The 22496-nt window shown below is 67.0% G+C and carries 24 protein-coding genes; 15 read left to right on the forward strand and 9 right to left on the reverse strand.

The genetic code is table 11. The features are described 5' to 3' along the window. The first annotated feature begins 9 nt into the window (after nucleotides 1–9). Both lptE and holA read left to right on the forward strand, forming a co-directional pair. Nucleotides 10–522, forward strand: a complete 513-nt coding sequence (gene lptE / locus ACFOOQ_RS06445) for an LPS assembly lipoprotein LptE (protein WP_379723241.1) — start codon at nucleotides 10–12, stop codon at nucleotides 520–522. Next, nucleotides 497–1513, forward strand: a complete 1017-nt coding sequence (gene holA / locus ACFOOQ_RS06450; protein ID WP_379723244.1) for a DNA polymerase III subunit delta — start codon at nucleotides 497–499, stop codon at nucleotides 1511–1513. The genes lptE and holA overlap by 26 nt, the downstream gene beginning before the upstream one ends. Before the next feature lie 31 nt (nucleotides 1514–1544). Here the strand turns inward: holA and ACFOOQ_RS06455 are convergent, their stop codons facing one another. Both ACFOOQ_RS06455 and ACFOOQ_RS06460 read right to left on the reverse strand, forming a co-directional pair. Beyond that, a complete protein-coding gene (locus ACFOOQ_RS06455) occupies nucleotides 1545–2609 on the reverse strand; it encodes a WD40 repeat domain-containing protein (protein WP_379723247.1) in 1065 nt (354 codons plus the stop codon). Further along, nucleotides 2593–3726: a CobW family GTP-binding protein gene (locus ACFOOQ_RS06460; protein WP_379723250.1), complete on the reverse strand. Its 1134-nt coding sequence runs from the start codon at nucleotides 3724–3726 to the stop codon at nucleotides 2593–2595. The genes ACFOOQ_RS06455 and ACFOOQ_RS06460 overlap by 17 nt, the downstream gene beginning before the upstream one ends. Before the next feature lie 107 nt (nucleotides 3727–3833). Between ACFOOQ_RS06460 and ACFOOQ_RS06465 the strand changes: the two genes are divergently transcribed. The 6 genes from ACFOOQ_RS06465 (at nucleotide 3834) to ACFOOQ_RS06490 (ending at nucleotide 8216) form a co-directional block, all read left to right on the forward strand. Continuing rightward, the gene (locus tag ACFOOQ_RS06465; RefSeq protein WP_379723253.1) at nucleotides 3834–4412 is read left to right on the forward strand and encodes a methylated-DNA--[protein]-cysteine S-methyltransferase; all 579 of its coding nucleotides are present in this window, start codon (nucleotides 3834–3836) and stop codon (nucleotides 4410–4412) included. 3 nt (nucleotides 4413–4415) lie between these two features. Continuing rightward, the gene (locus ACFOOQ_RS06470; protein ID WP_379723256.1) at nucleotides 4416–4913 is read left to right on the forward strand and encodes a PAS domain-containing protein; all 498 of its coding nucleotides are present in this window, start codon (nucleotides 4416–4418) and stop codon (nucleotides 4911–4913) included. Between the two features lie 68 nt (nucleotides 4914–4981). Then, complete coding sequence (locus ACFOOQ_RS06475) at nucleotides 4982–5695, forward strand: dienelactone hydrolase family protein (protein WP_379723259.1); 714 nt, start codon at nucleotides 4982–4984, stop codon at nucleotides 5693–5695. A 60-nt stretch (nucleotides 5696–5755) separates the two neighbouring features. Then, nucleotides 5756–6730 (forward strand): quinone oxidoreductase family protein, encoded by a 975-nt coding sequence (locus tag ACFOOQ_RS06480; protein ID WP_379723262.1) that lies wholly within the window; start codon nucleotides 5756–5758, stop codon nucleotides 6728–6730. After that, the gene (locus tag ACFOOQ_RS06485; protein ID WP_379723265.1) at nucleotides 6727–7446 is read left to right on the forward strand and encodes a HugZ family pyridoxamine 5'-phosphate oxidase; all 720 of its coding nucleotides are present in this window, start codon (nucleotides 6727–6729) and stop codon (nucleotides 7444–7446) included. The genes ACFOOQ_RS06480 and ACFOOQ_RS06485 overlap by 4 nt, the downstream gene beginning before the upstream one ends. 290 nt (nucleotides 7447–7736) lie before the next feature. After that, on the forward strand, nucleotides 7737–8216 hold the full coding sequence (locus tag ACFOOQ_RS06490; RefSeq protein WP_379723268.1) for a PAS domain-containing protein: 480 nt from the start codon (nucleotides 7737–7739) through the stop codon (nucleotides 8214–8216). 34 nt (nucleotides 8217–8250) lie between these two features. Here ACFOOQ_RS06490 and ACFOOQ_RS06495 read toward each other — a convergent pair whose 3' ends face one another. The 6 genes from ACFOOQ_RS06495 to rho all read right to left on the reverse strand — a co-directional run bounded on the left by ACFOOQ_RS06495 (nucleotide 8251) and on the right by rho (nucleotide 13032). Continuing rightward, complete coding sequence (locus ACFOOQ_RS06495) at nucleotides 8251–9087, reverse strand: FTR1 family iron permease (protein ID WP_379723271.1); 837 nt, start codon at nucleotides 9085–9087, stop codon at nucleotides 8251–8253. A gap of 21 nt (nucleotides 9088–9108) precedes the next feature. Next, nucleotides 9109–9468: a cupredoxin domain-containing protein gene (locus ACFOOQ_RS06500; protein ID WP_379723274.1), complete on the reverse strand. Its 360-nt coding sequence runs from the start codon at nucleotides 9466–9468 to the stop codon at nucleotides 9109–9111. Nucleotides 9469–9587: 119 nt separating this feature from the next. Beyond that, nucleotides 9588–10145, reverse strand: coding sequence for a superoxide dismutase [Cu-Zn] SodC (gene sodC, locus ACFOOQ_RS06505; RefSeq protein WP_379723277.1), 558 nt, complete (start codon nucleotides 10143–10145; stop codon nucleotides 9588–9590). Between the two features lie 118 nt (nucleotides 10146–10263). Then, a complete protein-coding gene (locus tag ACFOOQ_RS06510; protein WP_379723280.1) occupies nucleotides 10264–10671 on the reverse strand; it encodes a DUF2000 family protein in 408 nt (135 codons plus the stop codon). A 39-nt stretch (nucleotides 10672–10710) separates the two neighbouring features. Continuing rightward, nucleotides 10711–11565 (reverse strand): AraC family transcriptional regulator, encoded by an 855-nt coding sequence (locus ACFOOQ_RS06515; protein ID WP_379723283.1) that lies wholly within the window; start codon nucleotides 11563–11565, stop codon nucleotides 10711–10713. A gap of 102 nt (nucleotides 11566–11667) precedes the next feature. Continuing rightward, complete coding sequence (gene rho / locus ACFOOQ_RS06520; RefSeq protein ID WP_379723286.1) at nucleotides 11668–13032, reverse strand: transcription termination factor Rho; 1365 nt, start codon at nucleotides 13030–13032, stop codon at nucleotides 11668–11670. Between the two features lie 371 nt (nucleotides 13033–13403). Here rho and ACFOOQ_RS06525 point away from each other — a divergent pair, with 371 nt between their 5' ends. From ACFOOQ_RS06525 to ACFOOQ_RS06545, 5 genes are all read left to right on the forward strand, one after another. Next, entirely contained in the window at nucleotides 13404–13850 is a 447-nt protein-coding gene (locus ACFOOQ_RS06525; RefSeq protein WP_379723289.1) for a DUF2946 family protein, read from the forward strand. 67 nt (nucleotides 13851–13917) lie between these two features. Continuing rightward, a complete protein-coding gene (locus ACFOOQ_RS06530; protein ID WP_379723292.1) occupies nucleotides 13918–14928 on the forward strand; it encodes a copper chaperone PCu(A)C in 1011 nt (336 codons plus the stop codon). A gap of 141 nt (nucleotides 14929–15069) precedes the next feature. Next, complete coding sequence (locus ACFOOQ_RS06535) at nucleotides 15070–17181, forward strand: TonB-dependent receptor family protein (protein ID WP_379723295.1); 2112 nt, start codon at nucleotides 15070–15072, stop codon at nucleotides 17179–17181. A gap of 52 nt (nucleotides 17182–17233) precedes the next feature. Further along, entirely contained in the window at nucleotides 17234–17917 is a 684-nt protein-coding gene (locus tag ACFOOQ_RS06540; protein ID WP_379723298.1) for an energy transducer TonB, read from the forward strand. 68 nt (nucleotides 17918–17985) lie between these two features. Further along, nucleotides 17986–19743 carry an ABC transporter ATP-binding protein/permease gene (locus ACFOOQ_RS06545; protein WP_379723301.1) on the forward strand — a complete coding sequence of 586 codons (1758 nt, stop codon included), beginning with the start codon at nucleotides 17986–17988 and terminating at the stop codon, nucleotides 19741–19743. A gap of 15 nt (nucleotides 19744–19758) precedes the next feature. On the opposite strand, the gene htpX is transcribed toward ACFOOQ_RS06545, so the two are convergent. Next, nucleotides 19759–20736, reverse strand: a complete 978-nt coding sequence (gene htpX / locus ACFOOQ_RS06550) for a zinc metalloprotease HtpX (RefSeq protein WP_379723304.1) — start codon at nucleotides 20734–20736, stop codon at nucleotides 19759–19761. Between the two features lie 149 nt (nucleotides 20737–20885). Between htpX and ACFOOQ_RS06555 the strand changes: the two genes are divergently transcribed. Beyond that, the gene (locus ACFOOQ_RS06555) at nucleotides 20886–21119 is read left to right on the forward strand and encodes a DUF1674 domain-containing protein (RefSeq protein ID WP_379723307.1); all 234 of its coding nucleotides are present in this window, start codon (nucleotides 20886–20888) and stop codon (nucleotides 21117–21119) included. A gap of 141 nt (nucleotides 21120–21260) precedes the next feature. After that, nucleotides 21261–22481, forward strand: a complete 1221-nt coding sequence (locus ACFOOQ_RS06560; RefSeq protein WP_379723310.1) for an argininosuccinate synthase — start codon at nucleotides 21261–21263, stop codon at nucleotides 22479–22481. Nucleotides 22482–22496: the final 15 nt, after the last annotated feature.

Here is a 22496-nt window from a genome sequence, read left to right on the forward strand (position 1 = left end):
GCCGCGATCGTGCTGGCCGCGGCCCTTGCCGGCTGCGGCTTCCGGCCGATGTACAAGGAAAGCGCCGCCGGGGGCACCACGGTTGCCGAATTTTCCGATGTCATGATTGCCCAGCCGGAGGATCGTCGCGACCAGCTGCTGCGCAACGACCTGCTCGACCTGCTGACACCCCTCGGCAGCCCGTCGCGACCACGCTATCTGCTCGCATACAAGATCACCGAATCGATCAGCGCGGTCTTCACGACGCGCAGCGAGGAAGTGACCCGAAACAACCTGATCGTGACGGTTTCCTACACCCTGCGTGATTATGAGAGTGGACGTTCACTCTACAATATCTCAATATCCTCGTATTCTTCCTACAACCTCACGATTGCCGACTATTCCAACCTGATCAGTGAAAAGAATGCGCGCGAGCGAGCGCTGCAGGATTCCGCTGAACAGCTGCGGCTGCGGCTCGGAAATTACTTCGGAAAATACAGCAAGGAGAAAGCAGCTGGTGAAGCTGCAGGCACGGGACGCTGAAGCCTTCGTCCGCAAGCCGCGGCCCGATATCCGCGCCGTCCTGCTGTTCGGCAGCGATGCCGGCCTGATCCGCGAACGCGCCAAGGCCGTTGCCGCCAGCGTTGTCGAGGATCTGTCCGATCCCTTCCGCGTCACCACCCTGACCGGCGCCCAGCTGCAGGACGACCCGGCGCGGCTGGCCGATGAAGCCGCCGCCATCGCGCTGACCGGCGGCCGACGGGTCGTCATGATCTCCGGCGCCGGCGACCGGCTGGCCAAGCTGTTCCAGGGATTTCTCGATGATCCCCTCGGCGACGCGCTTGTCGTGGTCGAGGCTGGCGAACTGGCGGCCCGCTCCTCCCTGCGCGGCGCCTTCGAGGATTGCTCCGTGGCTGCCGCGATCGGCTGTTATGCCGACGATGCCCGCGCCCTGCAGACCCTGATCGAGACCATGGTGGCCGAGGCCGGCAAACGCATCCTGCCCGAGGCGGTCGCCTGGCTGACCGACAATCTCGGCACCGATCGCATGGTCACCCGCGGCGAGATCGCCAAGCTGCTGCTCTACAAGGGCGAGGATGCGACGCCGATCAGCCTCGACGATTGCGAGGCGGTGGTCGGCGACAGCAGCACGATGTTCCTCGACGATGCCGCCTTTGCCGCCTTTGGCGGCGACTTCAACGCACTGACCGATGCCCTGACCCGCTGCGAGAACGCCGGCGAATCGCCGGTGGCGATCCTGCGTGTCGCCCAGAAGCATGGCCAGAAGCTGCATCTGGCCGCCGCGCAAACGGAAACCGGCGGCCGCGTCGACCCGACGCGGCTGGGCGTGCACTGGACGCGCAAGGCCGGCTTCGAGCGGCAGATGCGGCAATGGTCATCGACGCGGCTGATGCGGGCGCTGGAAATTCTTACCGATGCCGAGCTGACCGCGAAAAGCACCGGCATGCCGGCCGCAGCCGCCTGCGGCGACGCGCTGCTGCGCATCGCCAGAGCCGCGCGCGTCGCGCGATAAGAGTGGGCCGCGCGCGTCGCGCGATAAAGACCTAGCTACCCGCCTCGAAATCGAGCAGGCCCGCCGCGCCGTCCTCGCCGCCGGCGATCAGCCAGCGACCATCACGCGTCCAGGCCAGACTGGTGATCGGCGCCGCGCCGACGCGCTCCAGGTCGATGCTTGACTGGTCGGCCAGCCGGCCGAGCCGGATCTGGCCGTCGGCATGGCCCGAGGCGACCAGGCCGTGGCGCGGATGGAACGCGACGCTGGTGACCTGCGCGCCGCGGCTGAGTTCCACCGGCGCCGAACCCATCGGCCCCTTGCCGCGGCAATCCCACACCACCACCACCTCGGCGCCGCTGGTCGCCAGCCAGCGCCCGTCGCGCGACCAGCTGAGACTCTTCGGCTTGGCCGGATAGCCACTCATGCGCATGTCGGCACCATCGGCGAGCCGCCAGCCGTGCAGCTCGCTTTCCTGGGTGGCGGTGATCACGAAGCGGCCATCGCCCGACCAGGTGACCGCGACATGCGATCCCTTCCAGCTGAAGCGCTTGGGCTGCTGCGCTTCGGCCTTGGCCCACCACAGGCTGACGCCGCCGTAATGCGAGGCGACCAGCCGCTTGCCCTTCGGGTTGAAGGCGAGCCCGGTCACCGTGCTGGGGTGGTCGTCCCAGGCCGCGATCTCGCGGCCGGTGCCATCCAGCAGGCCGACCCGCCTGCCGGCGGCATAGGCGATCTGGCTGTTGAGCGCATTACCGTGATCGGCCGCCACCACATGCTCGATCCACTTGCGCGGCACGCTGGCCAGCTCGTCCGCCGTGCCATCGGCGGCGGTGCGCACCAGCCGGCCGTCATCGCCGCCCGACAGGAAGCCATGCCCGCCCGGCGCCGCTACCAGGGACAGCAGCGCGGCATTCTCGTGCACGATCAGCCGCCGCGTGTTGGCGGCTTCCGGATCGTCGAACGGCCTGAGTGCGATCGAACCATCGCCAAGGCCGAAGCCGGCCAGGCCGGCGGCTTCGGCGGCGGCCACCGCCACCACGCCGGCCTTAAACTGCCAGAGGTATGCGCGGAAGCCGACCTGCGCGGCTGCGGCCGGCTCAGGCGCGGCAGGCATTGAAACCCTGCTGCAGGGCAGCGGCATCAAGTTCGCGACCGATGAAAACCAGCTTGGAGACATGCGGCTCGCCGTCGCGCCACGGACGCTGGAAATCGCCGTCCTTGATCATGTGCACGGCCTGGAACACGAAGCGCTTGTCGGAGCCCTTGAAATCGAGGATGCCCTTGCTGCGCAGGATGTTCTGCCCCTGGGTCGCAAGCAGTTCGCCGATCCAGGCGTCGAACTTGCGGGCATCGATCGGCACGGTGGCGGTCAGCGACACGCTTTTCACTGTCGCATCATGCTCATGGTCACGGCCGCAATGTTCGTCATGCACATGGCCGGGTTCGCCATGCGCCGGGTTATGGTCGTGATGATGGTGGTGATCGTGATGGTCATGGCCGCAGTGCTCGTCATGCACATGACCCGGCTCGCCATGGGCCGGGGTCTTCTTCAGGAAGTCCGGCTCCAGGCTGACGATGCGGTCGAGATCGAAGGCGCCGCGGTCGAGTATCTTGTCAAGCGCCACATCGCAGCGGGCGGCCCGGTGGATCGGCGCGAACTTGTTGACGGCACGGATGCGCGCCTCGACATCGGCGAGTTCGGCCGGGCTGACCAGATCGGTCTTGTTCAGCACGATCACGTCGGCGAAAGCAATCTGTTCTTCCGCCTCGCGGCTGTCCTTCAGCCGCGCCGGCAGATGGCGGGCATCGACCACGGTGACGATGGAATCGAGCTTGGCACGGCGGGCGACATCCTCGTCGACGAAGAAGGTCTGCGCCACCGGCCCCGGATCGGCCAGCCCGGTGGTCTCGACGATGATGCCGTCGAAGCGGTCCTTGCGCTTCATCAGCCCCTCGATGATGCGGATCAGGTCACCGCGCACGGTGCAGCAGATGCAGCCGTTGTTCATCTCGAAGACTTCCTCGTCAGCATCCACCACCAGGTCATTGTCGATGCCGACCTCGCCGAACTCGTTGATGATGACGGCATATTTCTTGCCGTGCGGTTCGGTGAGGATACGGTTCAGCAGGGTGGTCTTGCCAGCGCCGAGATAGCCGGTCAGCACGGTCACCGGAGTCTGGGGCACCGGAGTCTGTGGGACGGGTGTCTGCGCGGCGGATGACTGCGTCATAAGCGGATACTCCGGAAAAGGCGGTCGTGGTATGAATGGGCCCAACATAGTGAGCCGTCCGCCGGAGTCCAGAGCCGGCCCCGGAGCGGACGGCAAGGACGGAAACCATGCCCGCAGAAGTCGCCGTTGCCAGCCATATCAGCCTCGACAGCCCGCTCGGACCACTGACCATACGTGCCGCCGGTGGTGCTGTTATTGCACTTGACTGGGGCCGGCAGACGGAAGCGCCCGGCAGCGAGCAGGCCCTGCTGGCCGAGGCCGCGCGCCAGCTGGCTGCCTATTTCGCGGAGGGGCATTTCCGCTTCGACCTGCCGCTGCATCCCCGCGGCAGCGTCTTCCAGCGTGCGGTCTGGGATTTCATGCTGGCCATCCCGGCCGGCGAGACCCGCACCTATGGCGACTGCGCCACCGCGCTCGCCGCCGGCGGCATTGTAGAGGCACCGGCCGGCAGCGCCTCGGCGGCCCAGGCGGTCGGCGGCGCCTGTGGCGCCAACCCGATCCCGGTGATCATTCCCTGCCACCGCATCCTCGCCGCCGGCGGCCGTACCGGCGGCTATTCGGGACGCGGCGGTGTCGTCACCAAACGCTGGCTGCTGGAACATGAGGGCGCCTGGCAGCCCGAGCGCCAGGGTGACCTGTTCGGCAGCAGCGCGACGGACCGGCCGGCCGCGGTGGCGAACCGCTGAGCCATGGCCCCGGCCGGGACGCCCGACGAGCCGCCCTACCGGTTTGCCGAACTCTATGACACGCCCGCCGGCCTGCAGCATCCGGTGCTGCGGCGCCTCTATGCCTACTGGCTGGAACGGCGCGGCGGCCGCATGGCCCCGGCGCGGGCCGATATCGACCCGGTCGATTTCCGCTATGCGCTCGGCTGGGTCAATCTGGCGGAAGTCCGGCCCGGCAGCGACCATTTCGAATTCCGCGTCTTCGGCAGCAACCTTGCCCGCGTGATGGATCTGGACTCGGAAATGACCAGCACGTCAGATACCGACGATCCAGAATTCGATGCCGTCGCCCGCCGTGACATGACCCGGGTGCTTACGAAGCAGAAACCGCTGCGGGTATTCCGCGACCTGATGACGGCCCGGCGGCGCTATCGTTTCGAGGTGCTGCTGCTGCCGCTGTCCGACGACGGCGAAACCGTGAATATGCTGCTGATCGGCGCCATTCCTCCCGTCGGCGGTTGATTGCCGCGGCGGGCTGCCGCTAGAGTTTCTCCGCCTTGCGGCATCGTATACGCAAACAGGAGGATCCCATGGCCCGCAGCATCGACATCAAGGCCCATGACGGCGGCAGCTTCACCGGCTATCTGGCCGAACCGGCCGCAGGCAAGGGATCTGCCAAGGGGGGACCCGGCATCCTCGTCATCCAGGAAATCTTCGGCGTCAACAAGGTGATGCGCGACATCTGCGACGGCCTCGCCGCCCAGGGCTATGTTGCGCTCTGCCCCGACCTGTTCTGGCGCCAGCAGCCCGGCATCGACATCACCGACCAGACCAAGGAGGAGTGGGACCAGGCCTTCAAGCTGTTCGGCGGCTTCAACCTCGATCTCGGCATCGAGGACCTGAAATCGTCGCTCGCCGTGCTGCGCAAGCTGCCCGGCGTCGGCGGCAAGGTCGGCACCGTGGGTTACTGCCTCGGCGGCCGGCTCGCCTACCTGATGGCCTGCCGCAGCGATGTGGATGCCGCCGTCGGCTTTTACGGTGTCATGCTGCAGGACCATCTCGACGAGGCGAAAAACATCAGACACCCGCTGATGCTGCATTGCGCCACCGAGGACAAGTTCACGCCGAAGGAAGCGCAGGCCAAGATCGCCGAGGCGCTGAAGGCCTGGCCGCTGATCACGCGCTATGACTATGTCGGCAACGACCATGCCTTCGCCCGCGTCGGCGGCGAGCATTACGACAAGGCGGCCGCCGATCTCGCCAACCAGCGCACGATGGATTTCTTCCGCAAGCATCTGGGCTGAAGCCGCCCCCACCAGCCGCGTCAACGAGAAAACAAAAACCCAGAGAGAGGATTACAGGTCATGGTGCATGCCATCCGCATCCACACCCCCGGCGGCCCCGAGATGATGAAGTGGGAGACGATCGAGGTCGGCGATCCCGGCCCCGGCCAGATTCGCCTGAAGAACACCGCGGCCGGCCTCAACTATATCGACACCTACCATCGCAGCGGCCTCTACAAGCTGCCGCTGCCGCTGGTGCTGGGCATGGAAGGCGCCGGCACGGTGACTGCGGTGGGCAGCGGCGTCGCCGACATCAAGGTCGGTGACCGTGTCGCCTATGCCTCGCAGCCGCTCGGCTCCTATTCGGAAGAACGCCTGATGCAGGCCGACCGCGTGGTCGTGCTGCCCGACGGCATCACCGACCAGCAGGCTGCCGGCATGATGCTGAAAGGCATGACCGCGGAATACCTCGTACGTCGCACCTACAAGATCAAGCCGGGCGATACCGTGCTGTTCCATGCCGCCGCCGGCGGCGTCGGCCTGATCTTCGGGCAATGGGCCAAGGCGCTCGGTGCCACGGTGATCGGCACGGTGGGCAGCGCCGACAAGGCGGAACTGGCGCGGCAGTATGGCTACGACCACCTGATCAACTACCGCACCGAGAATTTCGTCGAGCGGGTCAAGGAAATCACCAAGGGCGCCGGCGTGCCGGTCGTCTATGACGGCGTCGGCAAGGATACCTGGCCGGCCTCGCTCGACTGCCTGCAGCCCTTCGGCCTGATGGCGAGCTTCGGCAGCGCATCCGGCCCGGTGCCGCCCTTCGACGTCAACATCCTGGCCGGCCGCGGTTCGCTCTACGTCACGCGGCCGACCTTGGTCACCTACACGGCCAAGCGCGCCGACCTGGTCGGTTCGGCCAATGCGCTGTTCGACGTGGTCAAGTCGGGCAAGGTGAAGATCGAGATCAAGCAGACCTATGCGCTGAAGGATGCCGCGCAGGCCCATGCCGATCTCGAGGCCCGCAAGACCACCGGCTCGACCCTGCTGCTGCCGTGAACGAGCCCGCCACTCCGGCGCGGCAGGCGCGGGCGGTTGCCCGGGCCTGCCGCACGGCGACGCTGGCGACCAGTCTCGCCGGCGCTCCCTATGCCTCGCTGGTGCTGGTGGCCTTCGACCTCGACGGCGCGCCGCTGCTGCTGATCTCGCGGCTGGCCGATCACACCAAGAATATTCTCGCCGATGGCCGCGTCTCGCTGCTCTGCGACGGCACGGCGGGATTCGCCGAACCGCTGACCGGCCCGCGCGCCAGCCTGCAGGGTCGCGCCGAAAAGACCGATGATCCGCGCCACCGGGCGCGTTTCCTCGCCCGCCAGCCCTCGGCGGAGATGTATGCCGGCTTCGGCGACTTCGGCTTCTACCGCATCGCGGTCGAACGCACCCATCTGGTGGCCGGCTTCGGCCGCATCCACTGGTTCGACGATTACATGCTGGACGGCGACTGGACGGCACTGGCCGAAGCCGAGCCGGAGATCCTGCAGCATATGAATGCCGACCATGCCGATGCCGTGCAGCTCTATGCCGCCAGGCTGCTCGGCCGCGCAGGCGATGGCTGGCGGCTCTGCGGCATCGACCCGGAGGGCTGCGACCTGATCCGCGGCGACGGGGACCAGGGCCGCGAACTGGCCCGGCTCGGCTTTGCCCGGCCGGTCGCCGATGCCGCGACGGCCCGGGCCGAACTGGTGCGGCTGGTGCAGCAGGCGCGCGCCGCCTGACCGGCAAAAAACCTGAATTGTCTGGATTTTCAGAGGGTTCTTCGGTCGGGGCCGGCCCGGTAATGCCCCACAGTACCGGACCGGCCACGAACCCCACCACGACCAGCGAGAGTGGCGGGGCCGACCTAAGTCACCGCGGCGAACCGCGATGGGCCTGAGTATATGAGAATGATTTTCAATTACAAGTCCGATCCGTCTGCCGGCCGATAAAAATTTGGCCGCAGCGCCGGACCCGTGCCGGCGCTAGACTCCCGGCAACGCGGGGGGGACACGGGAATGGCCGGTAGACCATGACGGGACAGATCGCGGTGACGGCGACAGAGGACCTGTACTGTCCGCGACTGCAGCGCCTGCTCGGCTACTGGCAGGCGCACCGCCATGGCGATGCGCTGCCCGGCCGCGACGACATCGATCCCCTGGAGATGGCGTGGATTCTCGGCGACCTGTCGCTGATCGAGGTGCATCGCGGCGCCGGCGGCCTGCGGTACCGCTTCCGCCTGATCGGCAGCCGCGTCGCCGCCCGCTTCGGTTTCGATGCCACCGGCCGCTGGCTGGAGGACTTTCCCGGCGACACCTATCGCCAGCATATCGGCGCCGCCTTTGCCGAGGTGGTGGCGCGCGCGGTGCCGTTTGCCGAACGGCCCAACATGGTGATCGACGGCATCCTGCACAATTACGAGATTCTGCGCCTGCCGCTGGCGACCGACGGCCGCAAGGTCGACATGCTGATGATCGGCGCCGATTTCAGCGCGCGGCAGGCTTCGCGATAACTATTCGGCCGCAGCGCGCTGCGGCCAACTTCTGTTACTCGGCCGCCGCCCGCTGCGGCCGGGGCGCAGTACCATTGGCCAGCCGCGCCGCCACCGGAATGGCGACCAGCACGACGAGGTAGACGACAAGCTGCAGCAGGGTTGGATGGTCGGCATAGCCGATCAGCGTGTGCAGCAGGCGGCCCGGAATGCTGCCTTCCGACAGCAGCCCCGAGCTGTCCCACAGCACCGGGCCGATGCCGTCGATCAGGCCGGCGGCAGCCACGAAGGTAACGGCCTGCGCGGCCAGGCCGGCGGCCAGCAGGGTGACCATGGCGCCGGTGACCGAAAACAGGTAGCGGCCGGGAATGCGCAGCAGGCCGAGATAGAGCAGCGCGCCCGCGGCAGCGCCGAGCACCAGGCCGAGCAGGCCCCCGGCAAAGGTCGCCGGCAGGGTTTCGGCCGAACTGCCGACGATGATGCCATACAGGAACAGCACGGTCTCGGCGCCCTCGCGCAGCACGGCGATGCCGACGATGACCGCCAGCACCGACAGCGGCCGGCCGCCGGCGCGCACTTCGTCGGCGACGCTGCCGACATGGGCGGCGAGTTCGCGGCCGTGCTTTTTCATCCAGATGTTATGCCAGGCCAGCATGAGGACCGCGGCGCCGAGCACGAAGGCGTTGAACAGCTCCTGGCCGTTGCCGCCGAAGGCATTGCCGATGCGGTCGGCAAACAGCGCCACCAGTGCAGCGCCGAGGATGCCGGCCGCGATGCCGCCGGCGACCCAGCGCCGGCTGCCGATCACGCCCTTGGTGGCGGCCAGCACGATGCCGACGATCAACGCTGCTTCAAGCGCTTCGCGGAAGACAATGACGGCTGCGGCCAGCATGATGGCGCTCCTGTTCCGCGCTTACTTGGCGACGACCTTGCCCTTGGCGGTGCTCTCGTGGAACTCGCCGATGAAGGGATAACTGCCGGCTTTAAGCGGGCCGAGGTTGACATTACCGGTGCCGCCGCCGCGCACGATCTTCTCGCGGTGCAGGGCGTTGCTGTCGAATTCCTCTGGCGTGTCATCCTGGTTATGCACCTCGATGACGAACTTCTTGCCGGCCGGCACCTCGATGGTGTCGGGCTGGAACTTATGATCCTTGATGATCAGCTTGTAGACTGGCGCGTCATCGGCACGCGCCGGCGGCACAGCCAGCAGGGCAAAGCTGGCGGCAAGGGCGAAAGCGGCGGAAAACCCGGCAAAGCGAAGCGGCGAGGCCATCACGGACATCCTGTTTGCGAATGATTTTCAATTTTATAGCAACAGGATCCGCCGGCCCGCAAGCCGCCGGCCGGCGATGCGACGATCTGTCATAACCGCCTGGAACGTTCAGCCCACGGCTATTTCGCCACGCCGCAGGCGATGCGGGCGCCGCCGCCGCCCAGCTTGACCGGCTGGTCGCTGAAATTGTCGCCGCCGGCATGGATCATCAGCGCATGGCCGGCGAGATCCTTCACCTTCAGGTGCGGCGCCAGCACCGGCAGGGTCGCCCGGCCATTGCCCTCGACCACCAGCGGCGGCAGGTCGCCGAGATGGCCGCCCGCATCAAGGGGGCCGAGATGCCTGCCGGTATGGCGCGGATCGTAATGTCCGCCGGCGGCCATGCCGGCTGCCGGTTTGCCGTCGTCGCCCGGGCCGGGACCGCAGCTGCCCTTGGCGTGGACATGGAAGCCATGCGGGCCCGGCGGCGCCAGCCTGTCGAGATCGGGGACCAGCAGCAGGCCCTGCGGTGTGTCGCGGGCGGTGATGGTGCCAAGGTCGCCGCCGATGCCATCGGCCGAGATCGCATGCATGGTGATGGTGGTCTGTGCGGCCTGCGCCGGCATGGCGGTGCCTGTTAACGCCAGCCCAACAAGGCCCGGTAGGGCGAGCCCGGCGATGAAATGTCTGCGTGGCATAAGGGATCCTCCCGTGTGACTGCGGATGCGGTTCGGGTGATCCAGCAAGGCTGCGCGGCAACTGCGGCGAAAAAGCGACGCCGGCCATGACCTGGCCTGTAACAAATACGAGAGCCGGTCAGCCGTGCAGTTTGAGGCCCTTCACGGCCCTGTCGACCGCCTTGCGCGGCCCGTGCAGCGCCAGCCCGGCCCAGGTCTGGCTGTCCGCTTCGCCTGCGGCAAACACCGCCCGGTTGGCGGCATCATGGCCGGTGGCGAATATCGCCTCGATATAGGGCGCAATGACGAGGCCGCCCTCGCGGGCGCGGGCATAGGCCCGGCGTAGCGCGTCACCCGTGGCGGCGAAGACCAGCACCGGCTGGCCGAACAGCGCGGTATGGCCGCGGCCGAGCGCGTCGACGTAAGGCTGGCCGATGGTTTCGGGCTGCGCGGCGGCGATGCCGCTGGCCAGAAACGCCGTCACATTCAGCTTCTGCCAGACGGCAAGGTCATCGCGCACCACAACGGCGATCTTGGTCTCGAACACGGCATCGTCTCCTGCATGGCAATGCAGTAAGGATGCCGTTCAGGCCCCCGCCGTGTCTGGAAGATTTGTGCAGGCCCGGCGATAGGCCGCAGGCGTCATGCCGAAGGCGCGGCGGAACCAGCGCCCCATATGGCTCTGGTCGGCGAAGCCGGCGGCGGCGGCGGCTTCCGCCGGCACCTCGCCCTGCGCCAGCAGGCGGCGGGCCAGGTTGAGCCGGCGCTGTACCAGCCAGGCATGCGGCGCCAGGCCATAGGCTGCCTTGAAGCTGCGATGCAGGCGGAAGCGGTCAGTGCCGGCCAGATCGGCCAGCCGCGTGAGGCCGATATCCGCGTCGAGCGAAGCATCGATGGCATCGCGGGCGCGAGCAGCAATGCCGTGGTCGACGGTATTGCTGCCTGCGGCGGCCGGCTGCGCGCCATAGTGCTGCACCAGCAGCGCGACCACGGCATCGAGCGCCGCATCGCGATGCATGGCGCTGTCGGGCCTGGCGATCTGCCGGGTGGCGGCAAAGATCGCCGGTGCCAGCGCCGGCTCGTCCTGCAGCACCTGGGGGAAGTCGAACAAGCCGGTGCCGATGCGCCGGCCGGCACAGGCTTCGGCGGCATCGAGCAGCCAGCCGGGGTCGAAATACAGCATGCTGTAGACGAAGCCAGATTCTTCCGCCGCCTCGCCGTCATGGGTCTCGCCGGGGCCGAACAGGATCACCCGGCCGGGCAGGCTGTGGTGCCACTGGCGGCGGCAGCGGAAACTCTGGCGGCCGCGTTCGGTGACGCCGACCAGCACCTGGTCGTGGAAATGCGGATCATAGGCATGGGCATGGAAGGCGGCGCGCACCATCTCGGTGCCGCTGGCCGGATCGCGGGCAAACTCGAACCAGTCCCTCGGATGCGCCATGTCGCCAGTATAGCGCGGACGCCGCAAAACTGAATGGCGCCAAAACAGAACGGGCGGGGATTGTCGCCCCCGCCCGTGTCGGAAAACCGCTGAGGCGTGGCCTCAGGTGTTCATTGAATCGAAGAACTCGCCGTTGGTCTTGGCATGCTTGAGCTTGTCGAGCAGGAACTCCATGGCATCCTGGCCGCCCATCGGCATGAGGATCCGGCGCAGCACCCACATCTTGGCCAGCACGCCCTTGTCGACCAGCAACTCTTCCTTGCGGGTGCCCGACTTGGTGATGTCGATGGCCGGGAAGGTGCGCTTGTCGGACAGCTTGCGATCGAGGATGATTTCCGAATTGCCGGTGCCCTTGAACTCTTCGAAGATCACCTCGTCCATGCGGCTGCCGGTATCGATCAGCGCGGTGGCGATGATGGTCAGCGAGCCGCCTTCCTCGATGTTACGCGCGGCGCCGAAGAAGCGTTTCGGGCGCTGCAGCGCATTGGCGTCGACACCGCCGGTCAGCACCTTGCCCGACGAGGGCACCACGGTGTTGTAGGCGCGGGCGAGACGGGTGATCGAGTCGAGCAGGATGACGACGTCGCGTTTGTGCTCGACCAGACGCTTGGCCTTCTCAAGCACCATTTCGGTGACCTGGACGTGACGGCTGGCCGGCTCGTCGAAGGTGGACGAGATCACCTCGCCCTTCACCGTGCGCTGCATGTCGGTGACTTCTTCCGGACGTTCGTCGATCAGGAGAACGATCAGATAGACTTCCGGATGATTGTAGCTGATGGCATGAGCGATGTTCTGCAGCAGCATCGTCTTGCCGGTGCGGGGCGGCGCCACGATCAGGGCGCGCTGGCCCTTGCCCTGCGGGGCGATCAGATCGATGACGCGGGCCGAAACGTCGCGCTTCGGACCGCCGGAGACGATCTTCTCGCGCTTGCCGCCTTCGCCGCGCGACTTGATCACCGGGGTCTTGCTGGCCTTGGCCGGTGCCTCGGCGGCGGGCGCCGCGGGCTCTTCGACGAAGGGCAGTTCCATCCTCAGCCGCTCGGTCGGATACAGCGGCGTCAGGTTGTCGAAATGCACCTTGTGGCGGCTGTTCTCGGGGTCTTCGTAGTTGATCGTGTTGACCTTGAGCAGCGCGAAATAGCGCTCGCCGTCCTTCGGTGCGCGGATCGTGCCTTCCACCGTGTCGCCGGTGCGCAGGCCGAAGCGGCGGATCTGGTTCGGGCTGACATAGATGTCGTCGGGGCCGGCCAGGTAGTTGGCCTCGGCCGAGCGCAGGAAGCCGAAGCCGTCCTGCAGCACCTCGAGCACGCCCACGCCGGTGATTTCGACTTCCTTGTCGGCGAGCTGCTTGAGGATCGCGAACATCATGTCCTGCTTGCGCAGGGTGTTCGCATTCTCGATCTGCAGCTCTTCGGCGAAGGCGAGCAGATCGGTCGGGGATTTGGATTTCAGTTCCTGCAGATTCATTGCGGACTCGGAGATCAGGTATTGTGAAGGGAGATTGGGCGCCGCATCGGGAGGAACGCAGCAGCCAGGTGATGGGGGGATTGCCGCCGTCTGTGCGGAGTCCGCGCTGTCGCACCGTAAACTCGGGTGAGCCGGATACGAGGCTCTTATGGTGCAGGGAAAGCGGAGGATGCCGGAACGGCGCCGACCCGCAGAAGATGGGCCGGTTGCCAAGCCAGATAGCAATGGCGCGGGGATAAGTCAAGGGCAGGACAGCGAAATCATTGCGGCAGCGCCGGACGCCGGCGGGGCGGCGAACGACCGGGCAGGGCAAATGGTGCGGCAAACCGCCACCCTTGCCCGATGCAAGATGCCGGTATACTGCTGCCGTCATGACCGCCACCCGCCGCCTGTTCCTGCCGGCCCGCCGCCATATTGCGGCCTGGGTGGCGTTGCTCGGGCTGGTCTTCCACGGTCTGCTGCCGCTGTCCTACAACGCCATGCAGCGCGCCATGGCCGAAGCCGCCAGCGCCGAGGCCGCAGTCGGGGGCGGCATCGAACAGCTGGTGATCTGCACCGCGCTCGGCATCCGCACCATTGCCATCAAGGACGGGGTGCCCGCCGATCTCGACCCGTCGGCCCCCAAGAAAGCCGAACGCAGCTGCCCGATCTGCCTGGCCTCCGCCGGCCTGGCCCATGCCCTGCTGCCGGCCGGCCTGCTGCTGGTGCTGCCGGCGGCGATCGCCGCCGCCGTTTTCACTCCGCCGGCCTATACCACACCGGACCAGCCGTCCTGGCTGCCGCCCCAGGCCCGTGCGCCACCCGCTTTCCCGTCGTGATCCGCTGCCGTCCGGTCCTGCCGGGCGGCCTTGTCTGTTATTTTCTGGATCTTCGGGGAGATATCCCATGACACGTGCTTTCCTCGCGGGCACCGCGCTCGCCACCCTGTTCGCCACCACCGCCATCCCGGCCGCCTTTGCCCATATCGTCGCCGATCCGGCGCTGGCGCAGCCGGGCAGCTATTTCCGCACCGCGCTGCGCGTCGGCCATGGCTGCGACGGCCAGCCGACCACCGGCATCCGCGTCCGTTTCCCGGCCGGCATCGTCAGCGCCATGCCGCAGGCCAAGACCGGCTGGCAGATCGGCATCGAGCGCAAGAAGCTCGACAAGCCGGTAGCCGGCGCCCACGGCAAGATGGCCGACAGCGAGATCGCCGCGATCAGCTGGAGTCGCGGCATCCTGCCCAGCGACCAGTTCGACGAGTTCGGCCTGGTGGTGATGATTCCGCAGACGCCGGGCGCCAAGCTGTGGCTGCCGGTCGAGCAAACCTGCACCGAGAGCAAAGTGAACTGGGACCAGATCCCCGCCGCGGGCCAGTCGCCCCATGCCCTGGCGCATCCGGCGGCACTGATCCAGGTGGCCGACAGCAGCGGCATGCCCATGCAGATGGCCATGGATCATTCCAAGATGGACCATGGCGCGATGAACCCTGACGCCGCGACGGCAAAACCGGTCGCCAGTGTCGGCGATATCGCCATCGCCGCGCCGTTTGCCCGCGCCACCCCGGTCAAGGTCGGCGGCGCCTTCATGCTGCTGAAAAACAGCGGCAAGACCGACGACAAGCTCATCAAGGCGGCCTCGCCGGTGGCCGAGCATGTCGAGCTCCATGAGCATGTCATGGATGGCAATGCCATGCGCATGCGCCCGGTGGACGGCGTGCCGCTGCCGGCCGGCGGCATGGCCGAGCTGCAGCCCGGCGGCTATCACATCATGCTGATCGGGCTGAAGCACCCCCTGAAGCAGGGCGAGCATTTCCCGCTGACGCTCACCTTCGAGAAGGCGGGCACGGTCACCATCGATGTACCGGTGATGTCGCCGGGGGCCACCAGCGCGATGCCGATGGGCAAGACGCCCTGAACCGCCATCCTCCGCAACAGCGACTGAACTCTTAACCGACATCCGGGGGGATGGCCGCGGCCGGTGCAGCGCGCGATGACGCGCGTGCGCGCCGGGGCCTGCGCCATGCGCCCCCTGTGGTGAAAACCGGGACGCAAACACATGACTCGACTTTTCCGTTCATCCGGTCCTCGACCCGGACGGCACCTGCTGGCGCTCGGCCTGCTGGCTGGCCTGCCAATCACCGCCCACGCTCAGACCACATCCGGCAGCAACGACACAGCCGCACCGGCCGTGCTGCCGACCCTGCAGGTCACCGCGCCGGCCGCCACCGGCACGCCGACGGTCCCCAGCGTCGCCGACCAGAAAGCAGCGATCGAGCAGACCGCCGGTTCGGTCGGCTTCATCGACGCCGAGACCTTCAAGCAGCGCTTCGCCACCAATATGCGCGACATGCTGCAGGATGCGCCCGGCGTCTATGTGCAGAACCGCTATGGCCAGGAAGTGCGCCTGTCGGTGCGCGGCTCAGGCATCAGCCGTGCCTACCACACGCGCGGCATCGAGATCCTGCAGGACGGCATCCCGATGAACCTCGCCGATGGCAGCGGCAGCTTCTACCAGGTCGATCCGGAAGCGCTGCAGGCCATCGAGATCTACAAGGGCGGCAACGGCCTGTCCTACGGCTCGACCACGCTGGGCGGCGCCATCAACTTCGTGACGCCGAGCGCCTATACCGCGGTGGCGCCGAATATCGCCAGCCTGTCGGGCGGCGGCTATGGCACCGTGCAGGGCAGTGCCCAGGTCTCGCGTGTGGTCGGCGATACCGACTTTCTCGGCAATGTGACCTTGCGCCACGCCGACGGCTTCCGCGACCATGAGGAGGGCAATTACGCCCAGGTCAACCTCAATGCCGGCTACCGGCCGCGCGCCGGGCTGGAAACCCGCTTCTATTTCGGCAGCTACAATGTCGACCAGAAACTGCCCGGCACGCTGACACTGAACCAGGCGCTCGGGGCACCGCGCATGGCGGCGTCGACTGCGCTGTCGGGCGATCAGGCCCGCGTCGAGCATGTGCAGCGCCTGGCCAACAAGACGAGCTGGCTCGCCGATGACGGCCAGCTCGATGTCGCCGTCTGGGCGATCCACAAGTCGCTGTTCCATCCGATCTTCCAGGTGATCGACCAGGATGGCTGGACCTATGGCATCGCGCCGCGCTGGACCGGCAACTACACCATCGGCGGCAACCGCAACGACCTGATCCTCGGTGCCCGTGCCACCGCCGGCAACAACGACGCCAGGCAGTTCACCAATGTCAGCGGCTCGCGCGGCAGCCAGACGCTGAGCGCCGAGCAGGATGCCCGCAACTACGAGGCCTATGCCGAGAACCGTTACTACTTCCTGCCCGACGTGGCGCTGATGACCGGCGCCAAGCTGTTCCGTAGCGAGCGCGACTACAGCAACTTCACCGCCGGCGGTGAATCCAGCCGCGATTATGACGGCATCAACCCCAAGCTCGGCCTGCTGTGGGAGCCGCGCAAGAACATTCAGGCCTTCATCGACGTCACCCGCAGCCAGGACGTGCCGGATTTCAGCGACCTGGTGCAGAGCGGCTTCAGCAGCACCCGTTTCGTGCCGCTGGACGCGCAGAAGGCCTGGACGCTGGAAACCGGCACGCGCGGCCGGTATGAGCGCTTCGGCTGGGATGTCACCGCCTATCATTCGCGGATCGACGGCGAGATGCTGCAGTTCACGACGAACAGCAGTATTCCGGCCTCGACCTTCAATGCCGGCCATACCATCCACCAGGGCATCGAGTTCGGCGGCTCGGTCCGCCTGGCCGACGACCTCTCCGGGCCGCAATCCGGCGACAGCGTGACCCTGTCGCAGCTGTGGAACTGGAGCGATTTCCGCTTCGACGGCGACGCCCAGTATGGCGACAACCGCATCCCCGGCATTCCGCAGACCGTGCTGCGCACGGTGATCCGCTATGCCAGGGCCGACGGCATCTACGTCGCGCCGGCGCTCGACTGGGTGCCGGACGGCGCTTTCGTCGATTACGCCAACACGCAGAAGACACCGTCCTATGCGCTGATCGGCGTCACTGCCGGTATCGACCTGCCGAACGGCGTGTCGCTGTTCGCCGAAGGCCGCAATCTCGCCGACAAACGCTACATCACCGACTTCGGCCCGGTCACCACGGCCAGTGCCAGCACGGCAACCTTCTACCCCGGCGACGGGCGGACCATCTATGGCGGCATGCGCGTCCGCTTCTGAGCGGCCGTCCCTGACGGCGGCAGCGGCCGACTGGCCATGGCGGGGCACCGCCATGGCCGGATTGCTGCATGCCGGCCTCGTGGCGGCGGCGCTGCTCCTGCTCGGACAGGACAGGCCGCCGCCCGATCCGCCGGTGATCGAACTCGTCATGCTGCCCGCGCCGGCGGCCGCCGCGCCCGAACCGGCACCAGCGGTGCCGGCACCACACTCTGAACCGCGGCCGGCACCACGGCTCGAATCACAACCTGAACCAGAACCGCAGCCCCGCGCGGCGGAAAAACCGGTAGCAAAGCCGGTGACAAAACCGGCGCCGCCCAAGCCGCGGCCTGCGCCGGTCACCGCTATGCCGCCAGTGCCCGCACCGTCGCCCGCTATCCCGGCCGCGCCCCTGACCCTGCCGTCCGTCGCCGCGCCGGCCCTGCCCGAGACCGCGCCCGCCACGCCGCCGGCCGCAGAAAACTATGGCGCCATCCTGCATACCTGGCTGCAGCGGTTCCGCGACTACCCACAGGCCGCCCGGCTGCGCCGCCAGGAAGGCATCGTGCAGATCGCCCTCACCCTCGATGGCTCCGGCCGGCTGCTGCAGGCGCGCCTCTACCAATCCAGCGGCTTTGCCCTGCTGGATGCGGCGACGCAGGCCATGGCCGAGCGCGCCGCGCCCTATCCGCCGCCGCAATTTTCTCCCGGCGTGACCCGCACCACCTATATCGTGCCGGTGCGCTATGCCCTGAACTGATGCGCACATCGGCGTGATGGCGGTCCGGATGAACTTAATTTAATTTCGCCGCCGCCGCGGATGCCGCCATGATGACCGGCGGCGGCCATGCTGCCGGCTTCCCCGAAGGATCATCCATGTCGAAACTTGCCGCTTTTTTCCGCGCCCTCTGGCTGCTCGCCAAGCCCTACTGGACGCAATCCGACGAGAAGCGCAGCGCCTGGGTCCTGCTCGCCGTCATCGTCGGACTCAACCTCGGCTCGGTGGCGCTGAGCGTCTGGTTCAATTTCTGGAACAACAATTTCTATAATTCGCTGCAGAACAAGGATTTCGGCGACTTCAAGAAATACCTGCTGCAGTTCTGCGGCATGGCGGTGGTGTTCATCATCGTCGCCGTCTACCAGACCTACCTGAGCCAGATGCTGCGGCTGCGCTGGCGCCGCTGGCTGACCGGCCGCTGGCTGGAAGACTGGCTGCGCGACCATCGCTATTACCTGATGCAGCTGCTGCATCTGGGCACCGACAACCCCGACCAGCGCATCGCCGACGACCTGCGGCTGTTCACCGATTATTCGCTCAGCCTGACGCTCGGCCTGATGAATTCCATCGTCACGCTGTTCTCCTTTCTCGGCATCCTGTGGGGCTTGTCGGGCGCCTTTGCCCTGCCGCTGTTCGGCCACGAAGTCTCGATCCCTGGCTATATGGTCTGGGTGGCGCTGGTCTATGCCGGCATCGGCACCTGGCTGACCCACAAGATCGGCCGGCCACTGGTGCGGCTGAATTTCGACCAGCAGCGCTTCGAGGCGGATTTCCGTTTCCACCTCGTCCGCCTGCGCGAGAATGTCGAGGGCGTGGCGATGCAGGGCGGCGAGCCGGCGGAGAAAATCGCCCTCGGCGGCCGCTTCGGCCATGTGGTCGACAATTTCCTCGCCATCATGAAAAAGCAGAAGCAGCTGACCTGGTTCACCTCCGGCTATGGCCAGATCGCGGTGATCTTTCCCTTCCTGGTCGCTGCACCGCGGTTTTTCAGCGGCGGCATCGCGCTCGGCGGCCTGATGCAGACGGCATCCGCCTTCGGCCAGGTCCAGTCGGCGCTCAGCTACATCATCTCGGCCTATACCGACATCGCCGAGATGTGGTCGGTGGTCTCGCGTCTCGAGGGTTTCATCGCCGGCATGCAGAAGGCCGATGCGATGCGCGCAGCCTCCGGTATCGCCACCACGACGGCGCAGGATCTGCGCGTCGACGGGCTGTCGCTCGACCTGCCCGACGCCCGGCCGCTGCTGACCATGCCGGCCCTGCATGTGGCGGCCGGCGACAGCCTGCTCATTCGCGGCCGCTCGGGCACCGGCAAGTCGACGCTGTTCCGCGCGCTGGCGGGCCTGTGGCCGTTCGGTCGTGGGCATATCGCGCGGCCGGCCAATGACGCGGCGATGTTCCTGCCGCAGCGCCCTTATCTGCCGGTCGACAGCTTGCGCGCCGCGCTGGCCTATCCGGAGCCGGCGGAGCGTTACGACGACGCGCAGTATGAAGCGGCGCTGGCGGCGTTGGGTCTGGAGACGCTGGCCGGGCGGCTGCACGAGAGCGCCAACTGGGCGCAGATCCTGTCCGGCGGCGAGCAGCAGCGCGTGCAGCTCGCCCGCGCCCTGCTGAAAAAACCCGCATGGCTGTTCCTCGACGAGGCGACGGCGGCGCTCGACGAGGCCAGCGAGGCAGCAGCGCTGGAGGCGCTGCGCCATGCCCTGCCGGAGACGACGCTGGTCAGCATCGGTCACCGGCCGGCCCTGCAGGCCTTCCACAAGACGCAGCTCGATCTCGCGATGCCGGCGGTAGCTGCCGCCGAATAAAGCCCAGCCCCCCGTTCAGCCCCAGGGGCCGCGACGCGGGCGCGAGGCAGTGCCGCTCTGCGGTACGGAACTGCGCGCCCCCGAACCCTGCGACATGGCGGTCGTTGCGGCCGCCGGAGCAGCGGCATAGGCCGTGCCGCTGCCGCCCCGCACGCTGGATGCCAGCGCCATCAGGGCGGCGACGCGGTTCTCGGTCGACGGATGAGTCGAGAACAGCCCGTCCATGCCACGGCCATGCAGCGGGTTGATGATGAACATATGCGCGGTGGCCGGATTGCCCTCGGCCGCCTCGTTCGGAATGCGCTGGGCGGCGCCCGAGATGCGCTGCAGGGCGGAGGCGAGCCAGCGCGGCTCGCCGCAGATCTCGGCGCCGGCATGGTCGGCGGCATATTCGCGGCTGCGGCTGATCGCCATCTGCACCAGCATGGCAGCCAGCGGCGCCAGGATCATGATCGCCAGCGAACCGATGAAACCCAGCCCGTTGTTGCGGTTGTTGCCGCCGCCGAAAAACAGCGCGAAATTCGCCAGCATGCCGATGGCACCGGCCAAGGTCGCCGTCACCGTCATGATCAGGGTGTCGCGGTTGCGGATATGGGCGATCTCATGCGCCATCACGCCGGCGAGTTCCTCGCGGCTTAAACTATGCAGCAGCCCGGTGGTGGCGGCGACTGCGGCATTCTGCGGGTTACGCCCGGTGGCGAAGGCATTCGGCTGGTCGTTGTCGATCACATAGACGCGCGGCATCGGGATGCCGGCGCGCTGCGCCAGTTCGGCGATCAGGGCATGGAAATCCGGCGCGCTGCGGGCATCGACCTCGCGGGCATGGTACATCGACAGCACCATGCGGTCGCTGTTCCAGTAGGCGAACAGGTTCATCGCGGCGGCGACCGCCAGCGCGATCAGCATGCCGGCCTCGCCGCCGATCAGGAAGCCGATGCCGCCGAACAGCGCGGTCATCGCCGCCAGCAGCAGGCCCGTCTTGAAGTAGTTCATCGCCTCAGACCCTCTTCCGCCAGCCCTGCCTGCCATCCCTGGCAACCCAACCTAGGCAAGCCGCCGGCTCCACTATATGTAAGGAGGGAGCCGCCCTCCGCAAGATATCCACAGATGCCGCACGCCGGCATCCCATCGGACCACCGATCATGACCGACCAGCCAAAACAGATGCTTAACAAAGCCCCGGCCGCACGCCCGGCCATGCCAGAGGCGGAACCGGTCGACACACGGCCGGTCGATCCCAAAACCGGCAGGCCGCTCGCCCCGGCACAGCCTGCCGTCAAGCTGACCCAGGCGCCCGGCGAGGAGGACGGCCCCAAGGGGCCGGAGCCGACCCGCTACGGCGACTGGGAACGCAAGGGCATCGTCTCGGACTTCTGAGGCGGATTCAGGGCGGAATCAGGGCATTTCCCGCCGCTACCCCGGCCCCGGCGCCTTGCACGGCAGCCCCCCTCGCCTATACTCCGGCCGCTTTTTTCCGTGCTTTTCCTTATGTTCGGTTCTCTGGCAGGAGTGCGCCCCATGAGCGGCAGCAAATACGGCAGCGTCAAGAAGGTGGTTCTCGCCTATTCCGGCGGCCTCGACACCTCGGTGATCCTGAAATGGCTGCAGGAGACCTATGGCTGCGAGGTGGTCACCTTCACCGCCGATCTCGGCCAGGGCGAGGAGCTGGAACCGGCGCGCAAGAAGGCCGAGATGTTCGGCGTCAAGCAGATCTTCATCGAGGATGTGCGCGAGGAATTCGTCCGCGACTTCGTCTTCCCGATGTTCCGCGCCAATGCCATGTACGAGGGCCTCTACCTGCTCGGCACCTCGATCGCCCGGCCGCTGATCGCCAAGCGCCAGATCGAGATCGCCCGCGAGGTCGGCGCCGACGCCGTCTGCCATGGCGCCACCGGCAAGGGCAACGACCAGGTGCGGTTCGAGCTGGGCTATTACGCGCTGAAGCCCGACATCAAGGTGATCGCGCCGTGGCGCGAGTGGGAGCTGAACTCGCGCACCGCACTGATCGACTTTGCCGAGAAGCACCAGATCCCGATCGCTAGGGACAAGCGCGGCGAAGCGCCCTTCTCGGTCGACGCCAACCTGCTGCATATCTCGGCCGAAGGCAAAGTGCTGGAAGACCCCTGGGTCGAGGCGCCCGACTTCGTCTATTCGCGCACCGTCGATCCCGAGAAGGCGCCGGACCAGCCCGAATATATCGAGGTCGAGTTCCGCAAGGGCGATGCGGTCGCGATCAACGGCCAGACGCTGTCGCCGGCGGCCCTGCTGACCAGACTGAACGAACTCGGCGGCAAGCACGGCATCGGCCGGCTCGACCTGCTGGAAAACCGCTTCGTCGGCATGAAGAGCCGCGGCATCTACGAGACGCCCGGCGGTACCATCCTGCATATGGCCCATCGCGGCATCGAGCAGGCGACGCTCGACCGCGGCGCGGCGCATCTGAAGGATGACATCATGCCGCGCTATGCCGAGCTGATCTACAACGGCTTCTGGTTCTCGCCCGAGCGCGAGATGCTGCAGGCGCTGATCGACAAGAGCCAGGAGAATGTCGAGGGCACCGTGCGGCTGAAGCTGTACAAGGGTTCCGTCAACGTGGTCGGCCGCAAGTCGCCGAAGTCGCTCTATTCGCTCAGCCACGTCACCTTCGAGGCCGATTCGGTCTACGACCAGAAGGACGCGCAGGGCTTCATCAAGCTGAATGCGCTGCGCCTGCGGCTGCTGAACCGTCAGAAGGGCTGAACGCTCTTTACATTA

It is taken from the genome of Ferrovibrio xuzhouensis, assembly GCF_042648965.1.
In the GTDB taxonomy this organism is placed as follows: Bacteria; Pseudomonadota; Alphaproteobacteria; order Ferrovibrionales; family Ferrovibrionaceae; genus Ferrovibrio; species Ferrovibrio xuzhouensis.

Bases quoted from the DNA above. Each gene is read 5' to 3' on its own strand.
- ACFOOQ_RS06455 (WP_379723247.1), bottom strand. From the start codon at position 2,609: ATGCCTGCCGCGCCTGAGCCGGCCGCAGCCGCGCAGGTCGGCTTCCGC.
- ACFOOQ_RS06460 (WP_379723250.1), bottom strand. From the start codon at position 3,726: ATGACGCAGTCATCCGCCGCGCAGACACCCGTCCCACAGACTCCGGTG.
- ACFOOQ_RS06465 (WP_379723253.1), top strand. From the start codon at position 3,834: ATGCCCGCAGAAGTCGCCGTTGCCAGCCATATCAGCCTCGACAGCCCG.
- ACFOOQ_RS06470 (WP_379723256.1), top strand. From the start codon at position 4,416: ATGGCCCCGGCCGGGACGCCCGACGAGCCGCCCTACCGGTTTGCCGAA.
- ACFOOQ_RS06475 (WP_379723259.1), top strand. From the start codon at position 4,982: ATGGCCCGCAGCATCGACATCAAGGCCCATGACGGCGGCAGCTTCACC.
- ACFOOQ_RS06480 (WP_379723262.1), top strand. From the start codon at position 5,756: ATGGTGCATGCCATCCGCATCCACACCCCCGGCGGCCCCGAGATGATG.
- ACFOOQ_RS06490 (WP_379723268.1), top strand. From the start codon at position 7,737: ATGACGGGACAGATCGCGGTGACGGCGACAGAGGACCTGTACTGTCCG.
- ACFOOQ_RS06495 (WP_379723271.1), bottom strand. From the start codon at position 9,087: ATGCTGGCCGCAGCCGTCATTGTCTTCCGCGAAGCGCTTGAAGCAGCG.
- ACFOOQ_RS06500 (WP_379723274.1), bottom strand. From the start codon at position 9,468: ATGGCCTCGCCGCTTCGCTTTGCCGGGTTTTCCGCCGCTTTCGCCCTT.
- sodC (WP_379723277.1), bottom strand. From the start codon at position 10,145: ATGCCACGCAGACATTTCATCGCCGGGCTCGCCCTACCGGGCCTTGTT.
- ACFOOQ_RS06515 (WP_379723283.1), bottom strand. From the start codon at position 11,565: ATGGCGCATCCGAGGGACTGGTTCGAGTTTGCCCGCGATCCGGCCAGC.
- rho (WP_379723286.1), bottom strand. From the start codon at position 13,032: ATGAATCTGCAGGAACTGAAATCCAAATCCCCGACCGATCTGCTCGCC.
- ACFOOQ_RS06525 (WP_379723289.1), top strand. From the start codon at position 13,404: ATGACCGCCACCCGCCGCCTGTTCCTGCCGGCCCGCCGCCATATTGCG.
- ACFOOQ_RS06530 (WP_379723292.1), top strand. From the start codon at position 13,918: ATGACACGTGCTTTCCTCGCGGGCACCGCGCTCGCCACCCTGTTCGCC.
- ACFOOQ_RS06535 (WP_379723295.1), top strand. From the start codon at position 15,070: ATGACTCGACTTTTCCGTTCATCCGGTCCTCGACCCGGACGGCACCTG.
- ACFOOQ_RS06540 (WP_379723298.1), top strand. From the start codon at position 17,234: ATGGCCGGATTGCTGCATGCCGGCCTCGTGGCGGCGGCGCTGCTCCTG.
- ACFOOQ_RS06545 (WP_379723301.1), top strand. From the start codon at position 17,986: ATGATGACCGGCGGCGGCCATGCTGCCGGCTTCCCCGAAGGATCATCC.
- htpX (WP_379723304.1), bottom strand. From the start codon at position 20,736: ATGAACTACTTCAAGACGGGCCTGCTGCTGGCGGCGATGACCGCGCTG.
- ACFOOQ_RS06555 (WP_379723307.1), top strand. From the start codon at position 20,886: ATGACCGACCAGCCAAAACAGATGCTTAACAAAGCCCCGGCCGCACGC.
- ACFOOQ_RS06560 (WP_379723310.1), top strand. From the start codon at position 21,261: ATGAGCGGCAGCAAATACGGCAGCGTCAAGAAGGTGGTTCTCGCCTAT.